Source organism: Xanthobacter oligotrophicus (assembly GCF_008364685.1).
In the GTDB taxonomy this organism is placed as follows: Bacteria; Pseudomonadota; Alphaproteobacteria; order Rhizobiales; family Xanthobacteraceae; genus Xanthobacter; species Xanthobacter oligotrophicus.
The window spans coordinates 306,305-314,096 of record NZ_VTTL01000007.1 but is presented as its reverse complement, the minus strand read 5'-3'; the positions used below and the strand labels follow the sequence as shown (position 1 = coordinate 314,096).

Below are 7,792 nucleotides of genomic sequence, written 5' to 3'. Positions count from 1 at the left end.
CATTCCGCCCTCGGCCATCGATCCCCTGCCGAGTTCGCCGCAACAATCGCACTGGAAATCCAGGCCGCCTGAGGCCAGAAATGAAACCTAGGACTCTCTCCTAAGCCGGAGGAGAAAAGGGGCTCAGGTCACCTGGATATCAGGACGGCCTCGAACCTCGGCCTGCGGGGAAGCATCGTTCGCCTGGCGAGGCGGGCGGTCCATGGTTGAACCGCGTCCATCCCGCCGCACGGTGTTGAAGGGTGCGACAGGCACTGGTGCCGCCGCACTCTTTCCGGCGCCGGCGGCTCCCCTCGAAGCCGATCCTCTCCTCGCACTTGTCATCGCCTTTCGCATCGAGAAGCTCCGCCTCGACACCATCGCCGGCGATATTCCCGACGATGAACCAACACCGGCATTGGATGCCATCAATGCCGCAGCCGGACTGCCTCCAGCCACCACAAAGGAAGGCGCCACCGCCGCCTTGCAGCTCGCACTCGAGATGCACCGCGCCCGCATCCTCTCGAACGCGCAGCCGAACCTTATCGAGGCCGCGCTGCGGTTTCTGGAGAGACCGTCCACTGTTCCCTGATAGCCATGCGGCGCCAGTTGGGCGCTCGCCCGGTCGGCGGGCGGCATATGATACCACATCGAACGCGGAGCGGGACGAAGAGAGCAAGGAAAGAACCTCGGTCACCACGGGTTCCCGTGGCGTCGATGCGGTGCCGATCGCAGCCTTCACAGCGACCATCCGAGTGACCCCATTGCTGGGTCGGCGCCCGCCCTGCCCTTCGGAGAAGCCACAAGGCGGAGTGAAACCAATCAGACGCAGCGAAATCGCCGCATGCGCCACAAGCGGACATTGGCTACCTGCTCGGCAGCGGATGTTCGGCCCCGCGGTCCTCACGGTGCCGGCTTTCGATTCGTTGGCGACATGAGAGACGCCACCTTGTGTCGGCCCCGTCGATGAGGGCGCCGATCTGCTGGATGCTGCAGAACCGGCGTGCAAAGGCGAGCGAACGGTCTTTACGCCATGCGCGTCTGCGGCCTGATATCGCGCCTTCCAACACCGCGCCGTTTAGCCTATCGCCTTTTGAAAGGTCCCGTGGTGTTAGTCGACAGAGCGAGAGCTCTGCGTTTGATGCGGCGCGGATGAAGGCTGGGATCGCGAGTGCCCGTGAACATCGAAGCCATACACCTCCTTTGGGACGAATTGTCGGACTTCGATGCGGGCCAATCGTCGATGGCGGCGGCTCATCTCATGGCGGTGCTCAGCGAAGCGGCGGGCGCCTGGAACGCCACCTGGGCCGGCGCCATCCGCCTTGCAGATGTCGCGACCTCCGATCCCCTTCAGGGCTGGCGCGTCGCGGCCGTGCAAGCCTGGCATCCGGTCCCGCCGCACCGGGATGAACAGCATTTCAAGGAGATCATGGAGGTCTGGGACCGCCGCGAGATCGATCCTTCCTTCCTCCTGCCGATGCAAAACGTCGGCACGTTCCGGACCTATTCATTCCGCCGGGAACTGCCTGCGGACTGGTTCGAGACACCCTTCTATCAGCGGCATTACGGTTCGGTGGGCACGTACGATGCGGTCTTCGTCGCCTTTCCCTTGAATGCCGATTGCGAATCCCACTTCGGCTTCTATTCGCGCAAGACCTTCACCGATGAGGAGATCGCGCAGCTCGTCCACGCGCTGCGCGGCATCAAGTGGTTTCACCGTCATCTCATGTTGGGCCACGGCCTCATCATGGCCTCTTCGCCTCTGACCCCGGCGGAGCGGCGGGTGCTGCACATGCTGCTCACCAAGGCCACGGAAAAGGCGATCGGTCGCGAGCTGGAAATCGCCACCTCAACGGCCCACCAGCACGTCACGCGCATCTTCCGCAAATTCGGCGTGCGCAGCCGCGCGGAACTCATGAGCCTGTGGCTCAATGGTGCTGGCTAAGTGGTTCTGCGTACGGGCGTATCCTCTATTTAGAGGACATGAAGTGATGCCCGTCATCGCCTACCCTACCGGCATATTGCAAATCGTGTTCGTCGCGATGGGTAAGCCTTGGGGGGTGGAGTCATGTCTGCGCGTCGGGAAACCGCTGCCGATAAGCGGCGGCGCGGCTGCTGCATCGTCCTGAAGGATCGCACTTCCGGAGCGGGTGCCGGCGCGGGGATTTCATCGCGTCGCATATGGCTGGCCGGGGCGTCGCTGCTTTGCCTCATCGCCGTCGCGGGGGCTGTTCCGATCGATTGCGCGCGAGCCCAGACCTTCGGCGGAAACGGCGGGGCCGGCAAAGACCAGGTGCCCGGTGGCGCCGGCGGTGCCTATGGCGTGGCCGGGAGCGACTCCGAAGACGGCAAAAGCGGCGGCGGCGGCGGCGGCGTGGGCGCCGCAGGTGGCACAGGCCTTGTTGGAGGCGGCACGGCCGGCACAGACGGCGGTGGCGATGGCGGGCAAGGGGTAAACCTTCCCTACGGCTTTGGCGGCTCCGGCGGCGGCGGCGGCGGCGGCGGCACCTTCCTGACCACGGGTGCCGACCAGCAGGTGACGACCGCCGCGACGGGTGGCCAGGGTGGCCGCGGGGGGTCGAGTCGCCTCAATGTAGAAAACAATGGATCGGCTGAAATCAATGGCAGCGGCGGCGGGGGAGGCGCCGGTGGCTTCGGTATCGTCACGACGGCGCCTCTTACCCTCGACGTTTCCGCTAATGTGACGGGCGGTGCGGGTGGCGGCGGCGGGGGGGGAGCCGCCTACGTCGCTGGCACAACATATTCCGCCGGCGGCGGCGCGGGCGGCGATGGCGGGTATGGCATTTATTTCACGCCAGGCGGCATCCTCACCAATAGCGCGATCATCTCCGGTGGCGATGGCGGCGATGGCGGCGGCAGCCCGTCGTATGGCGGAAATGCCGGCAGCGGCGGCACGGGCGTTGCCGTCTCCGGATCGCAGATCGGAAGCCTCACCATCACCAATGGTGGCTCCATCCTTGGCGGCGATGGTGGCGAGGGAGGAGGCATCTCCCGGCCTAACCGCCCGGGAGAGGGACCCATGGTTGTCGGCGTGTCCGGCGCGGGCGGGGCCGGCATCACGGGGTATGGCTACGATCTGACCAACACCGGCAGCGTGATCGGTGGGATCGGCGGCCAGGGTGGATCGATGTTCATCGGCCCCAAGTCCAACGAGCCTGGCCCAGGAGGCGCGGGCGCGCAGGGCGGCGTCGGCGCAGGCGGATCCAATTTCACCATCCACAATAACGGCGTGATCGGCGGCGGAGCCGGCGGCGCGGCCGGAGCCGGCAATGACAGCCAATTCGCACCGGTGGTGCCTGTGGGCGAAACCCTCTCCCAACACTTTACCACTCCGGGATCATACGCCATCCTCGCCGGCAAGGGGAAGCTGGGCGATGACGGCGGCAATGGCGGAGCCGGCGGCCTCGGCGGTCTGGGAGGGGCGGGCATCAGCGGCACCTCCTTCACCGTGATCAACGAGACGACGCTTTACGCAGGCTCGGGCGGTCTCGGCGGCGATGGCGGACGCGGCGGCGCGGGCGGAACCGGGGGACCCGGGATCTCTTTGGATTCGACGATCAGCGTCCCGGGTGTGGTGCTCTCCAGCACGGCCGGAACCGGCGGCACGGGCGGTGCGGGCGGCAACGGGGGTGAAGGCGGGACCGGGGGAGCCGGGGGCGTCGGCGTCACCGGCACGCTCTTCGATCTGACGAACCGCGGAACGCTCGCAGGCGGCGCGGGAGCCAAAGGCGGCACCGGGGGCGCCGCGGGCGTCGGAGGCCAAGGCGGCGTGGGCGGCAACGTACGAGTTGACGTCGGTCCCGCTGTGGGTGATGCCGCCGGCAGGGGCGTAAGCGGCAAGGGCGGCGACGGCAATGTGGGGGGAGCCGGTGGCGCCGGCGGCACGGGTGGTGCCGGCGGCGCAGGCGTCAGCGGCAGTTCCTTCACCGTGACGAATGCAGGATCGATCGCGGGTGGCGCAGGAGCCGAAGGCGGCACCGGGGGTGAAGGCGGCGCAGGCGGCTCTGGCGGGTCGGCCGGTTCCTTCCAGCCTGGCGGCAGCGGCGACTTCCAAAATTCTGTGAACGTCTCAGGTGCCGCCAAAGGCGGCGGCAATGGCGGGCGCGGCGGTGACGGCGGCGCGGGCGCTGCCGGCGTCACCGGCACGGCTTTTTCCATCACCAGTTCCGGCACGATCAGCGGCGGCAAGGGCGGCGATGGTGGCGCGGGCGGCAGCGGCGGCAGCGGCGCCATCGCCGCCAAAGGCGGGACGGGCGGAAACGGCGGAAACGGGGGCATTGGCGGTGTCGGCGTGAGCGGCTCCAGCTTCACCCTCACCAATACAGGCACGATCAGCGGCGGCGACGGAGGAATGGCCGGACTGGGGGGCCTGGGAGGGGCTCGCGTGGAGGGTGGAAACGGCCTTTTTGCCCCTGCCGGCGACCCTGGAGTGGACGGCGCGGGCGGTCTCGGCGCGGTTGGCGTCGTCTCCACCGGCGGTTCCACCATCAAGAACGCCGGCTCCATCGTCGGCGGACTCTCCGGCGATGGGGTGACGCGCGCCAATGCGGTGGAGCTGTCGGGCGGCGGCAACGCGCTGGAGCTTCAGGCGGGCTATTCCTTCACCGGCAATGTGATCTCCACCAGCGGAACCACGAATGGTGGGGACGCCCTGAAGCTCGGCGGCACGGGCGCGGCCGCGTTCGACGTGGGCCACGTGGTGCCGACCCCCTCGGGCTCGCTCTCCGGCACCCAATTTGTGGGCTTCAACGCCTTGTCGGTGGTGGGCGGCGAGTGGACTGGCACCGGCACCAATGCCAGCGGCCTGAGCTGGACCCTCACGGGCGGCATGCTCGCCATCGCCGATGCGAAGACCTTGGAAGGGGCCGGCCCGTCCTTCCTCACCACCAGTTTCGACGGCGGCACCCTGCGCACGACTGCCAGCCTCACGCTCTCCGGCGACCTCGTCCTGCTGGCGAACGGGGGCACCCTGGAGACCGCGGGCGGCACTACGGCAACGCTGGACGGCGCCCTTTCGGGCAGCGGCGCCTTCACCAAGACCGGCGACGGCACGGCGACCCTCACCAATGCCAATGCCGGCTTCACCGGCCAGACGGTGATCGACGCCGGCACGCTGGCTTTGTCGGGGGCGGGCTCGATTGCCAATTCGACTGCCGTCGCAGTGAATGCCACGCTCGACATTTCCGGCATCGACAGCGCCGGCACCACCATCAACACCCTCTCCGGCAGCACCGACGGGCTGATCGCGCTCGGCACGAAGGCGCTCACCGTCAACCAGGGCGCCGACGCCACGTTCGCCGGCGTCATCTCCGGCAGCGGCGCCTTCACCAAGGAAGGGGCGTCCACCCTCACCCTCACCGGCGCCAATGCCGGCTTCACCGGCAAGACGGAGATCGACGCCGGCACGCTGGCTTTGTCGGGCGTAAGCTCGATTGCCAATTCGAACTCCGTCGCGGTGAATGCCACGTTTGACATCTCCGGCCTCGACGGCGCCGGCACCACCATCAAGACCCTGTCCGGCAGCACCGAGGGGGTGATCGCGCTCGGCACGAAGGTGCTCACCGTCAACCAGGGCGCCGACGCAACGTTCGCCGGCGTCCTCTCCGGCAGCGGCGGCTTCACCAAGGAGGGGGCGTCCGCCCTCACCCTCACCGGCGCCAATGCCGGCTTCATCGGCAGGACGGTGATCGACGCCGGCACGCTGGCCTTGGCGGGCACGGGCTCCATCGCCAACTCGACCGCCGTCGCAGTGAATGCCACGTTTGACATTTCTGGCATCGACGGCGCCGGCACCACCATCAAGACCCTCTCCGGCAGCGGCGACGGAGCGATCGCGCTCGGCACGAAGGTGCTCACCGTCAACCAGGGCGCCGACGCCACATTCGCCGGCGTCATCTCCGGCAGCGGTGCCTTCACCAAGGAGGGGGCGTCCGCCCTCATCCTCACCGGCGCCAACACCTATGGGGGCGGGACGACCATTTCCGCCGGTACGCTGCAGATCGGTGATGGCGGCACTGCGGGCTCCCTCGCTGGCGATGTGCTGAACAATGCCGCCTTGGTCTTCGATCGCTCCGACGCCTATGGCTTCAGCGGGGGCCTTTCCGGCTTCGGCACGATGACCTTCCGCGGCGGCGGCACGGTGCAGCTCGGATCGTCCGGCACCTTCAGCGGCGGTACGTTCGTCGAGGACGGTACCGTCACCCTGGCCAATGCGGCCCTTGGCGCCTCCGTCTTCACCGTGCAGACCGGCGGCGTTCTGGCCGGCCAGGGCACAATCGGCGGGCTCGTGGTCAATTCAGGGGGCGTTGCGGCGCCGGGCAATTCGCCGGGCACCCTCACCGTGAAAGGCGACGTCGCCTTCAATTCCGGCTCGGTCTACCGGGTGGACGTGACCGCCGGCGGCGCCCACGACCTCATCGATGCCACGGGTGCCGTCGTCCTGTCTTCCGGCGCATCCGTCGCCGTGAATGCCGGTGCGGCGGTGTTTCTGCCGGGAACGGCCTACGCCATCATCACCACCTCCGGCATGGTCACCGGCACGTTCGGTTCGCTCACCGGCGACCTGCCGGCGAGCAGCTACATCTTCCTCGACCCGGGCCTCTCCTACGATGCCCACAATGTGTATCTGGGGCTGATCTATAACGACATCGCGTTAGCAACCTTCGCTCGCACGCCGAACGAGGCCGGTGCCGCCAACGCCGTCCAGACCCTCGGCGACGGCAATCCCATCTATGACGCCATTCTCGCTCTGCCCAAGGGCGCAACGCCGGGGGCCGCGTTCGCCGCGCTCTCGGGCGAGGCCTATGCCTCGGCCAGCACGGTGATCGTGCAGCAATCGAGCTATGTCCGCGATGCTGTGGGCGCGCGCCTCATCCAGGCGCTCACGCCGGAAGGCGCCGCGCCGCTCGGCTACGCCATGCCGGTGAAGGCTCCGGCCACCGCCCGCCTCGGGGCCGGCCTCACCCCCACTTTGTGGGCGCTGGGCTATGGCGGCTGGGGTGACACCAACGGCAACAGTAATGCGGCCAGCGTCTCCAACACCATTGGCGGCTTCCTCATCGGTGCCGACGTGGCGGTGAGCGAGACCGCACGCGCCGGCCTCTTCGGCGGCTATGGTCGGTCCAATTTCGATGTGGCGGACCGGGCCTCCTCCGGCTCCATCGACACGTACGACATGGGCCTTTACGGCGCGGCCCTGTTCGGCCGCCTCGCCGCGCGCGGGGCTTTGACCTATGGCTGGCACGATGTCTCCGTGGACCGCACCGTCGCCTTCCCCGGCTTCTATGAGGCGCTCTCCGGCGGCTATAGTACAGGCTCTTTCCAGGCCTTCGGCGAATTGGCCTATGGCCTCACCTTCGGCGCCTTCGATGTGGAGCCGTTCGCGGGGCTGGCCTATCTGAACCTCGATGGGGCCTCCCTCACAGAGACCGGCGGGGCGGCGGCGCTCGGCGTCAGTACTGCATCGTTCGAGACGACCTATTCGACGCTCGGCATGCGGCTCGCCACCTCCATCGGTGTGTTCGGGCGGCCTTTGACCCCGAGCGTGACCCTCGCCTGGCAGCACGCCTTCGGCGACACGACGCCTTATGCGAACATGCTCTTTGCCGGCGGGACGACACCCTTCCAGGTGGCGGGCGCCCCCATCGCGCAGGATGCCTTGCTGGTGGGCGCAGGGCTCGGCTATGCCGCCTCGGAGCTTGCCACCCTCTCGGTCAAATATAACGGGCAGATCGCCTCCGGCGCCTCACAGAGCGCGTTCTCGGCGGAACTCGGGTGGAAGTTCTGAGGTAAG

At 68.0% G+C, this 7,792-nt stretch carries 5 protein-coding genes; 3 read left to right on the top strand and 2 right to left on the bottom strand.

The window, feature by feature from the left end; all coding sequences use genetic code 11:
* The first annotated feature begins 202 nt into the window (after positions 1 to 202).
* Both FZ033_RS14000 and FZ033_RS13995 read left to right on the top strand, forming a co-directional pair.
* Complete coding sequence (locus FZ033_RS14000) at positions 203 to 571, top strand: twin-arginine translocation signal domain-containing protein (RefSeq protein WP_149576718.1); 369 nt, start codon at positions 203 to 205, stop codon at positions 569 to 571.
* 585 nt (positions 572 to 1,156) lie between these two features.
* The gene (locus tag FZ033_RS13995; protein ID WP_149576717.1) at positions 1,157 to 1,924 is read left to right on the top strand and encodes a helix-turn-helix transcriptional regulator; all 768 of its coding nucleotides are present in this window, start codon (positions 1,157 to 1,159) and stop codon (positions 1,922 to 1,924) included.
* 222 nt (positions 1,925 to 2,146) lie between these two features.
* Here FZ033_RS13995 and FZ033_RS24050 read toward each other — a convergent pair whose 3' ends face one another.
* Both FZ033_RS24050 and FZ033_RS24550 read right to left on the bottom strand, forming a co-directional pair.
* A complete protein-coding gene (locus FZ033_RS24050; RefSeq protein WP_188079479.1) occupies positions 2,147 to 3,280 on the bottom strand; it encodes a hypothetical protein in 1,134 nt (377 codons plus the stop codon).
* Positions 3,281 to 3,337: 57 nt separating this feature from the next.
* Positions 3,338 to 4,054 carry a hypothetical protein gene (locus FZ033_RS24550; protein ID WP_188079478.1) on the bottom strand — a complete coding sequence of 239 codons (717 nt, stop codon included), beginning with the start codon at positions 4,052 to 4,054 and terminating at the stop codon, positions 3,338 to 3,340.
* A 6-nt stretch (positions 4,055 to 4,060) separates the two neighbouring features.
* Here FZ033_RS24550 and FZ033_RS13975 point away from each other — a divergent pair, with 6 nt between their 5' ends.
* Positions 4,061 to 7,786, top strand: coding sequence for an autotransporter domain-containing protein (locus FZ033_RS13975; RefSeq protein ID WP_188079477.1), 3,726 nt, complete (start codon positions 4,061 to 4,063; stop codon positions 7,784 to 7,786).
* Positions 7,787 to 7,792: the final 6 nt, after the last annotated feature.

Bases quoted from the DNA above. Each gene is read 5' to 3' on its own strand.
- FZ033_RS14000 (WP_149576718.1), top strand. From the start codon at position 203: ATGGTTGAACCGCGTCCATCCCGCCGCACGGTGTTGAAGGGTGCGACA.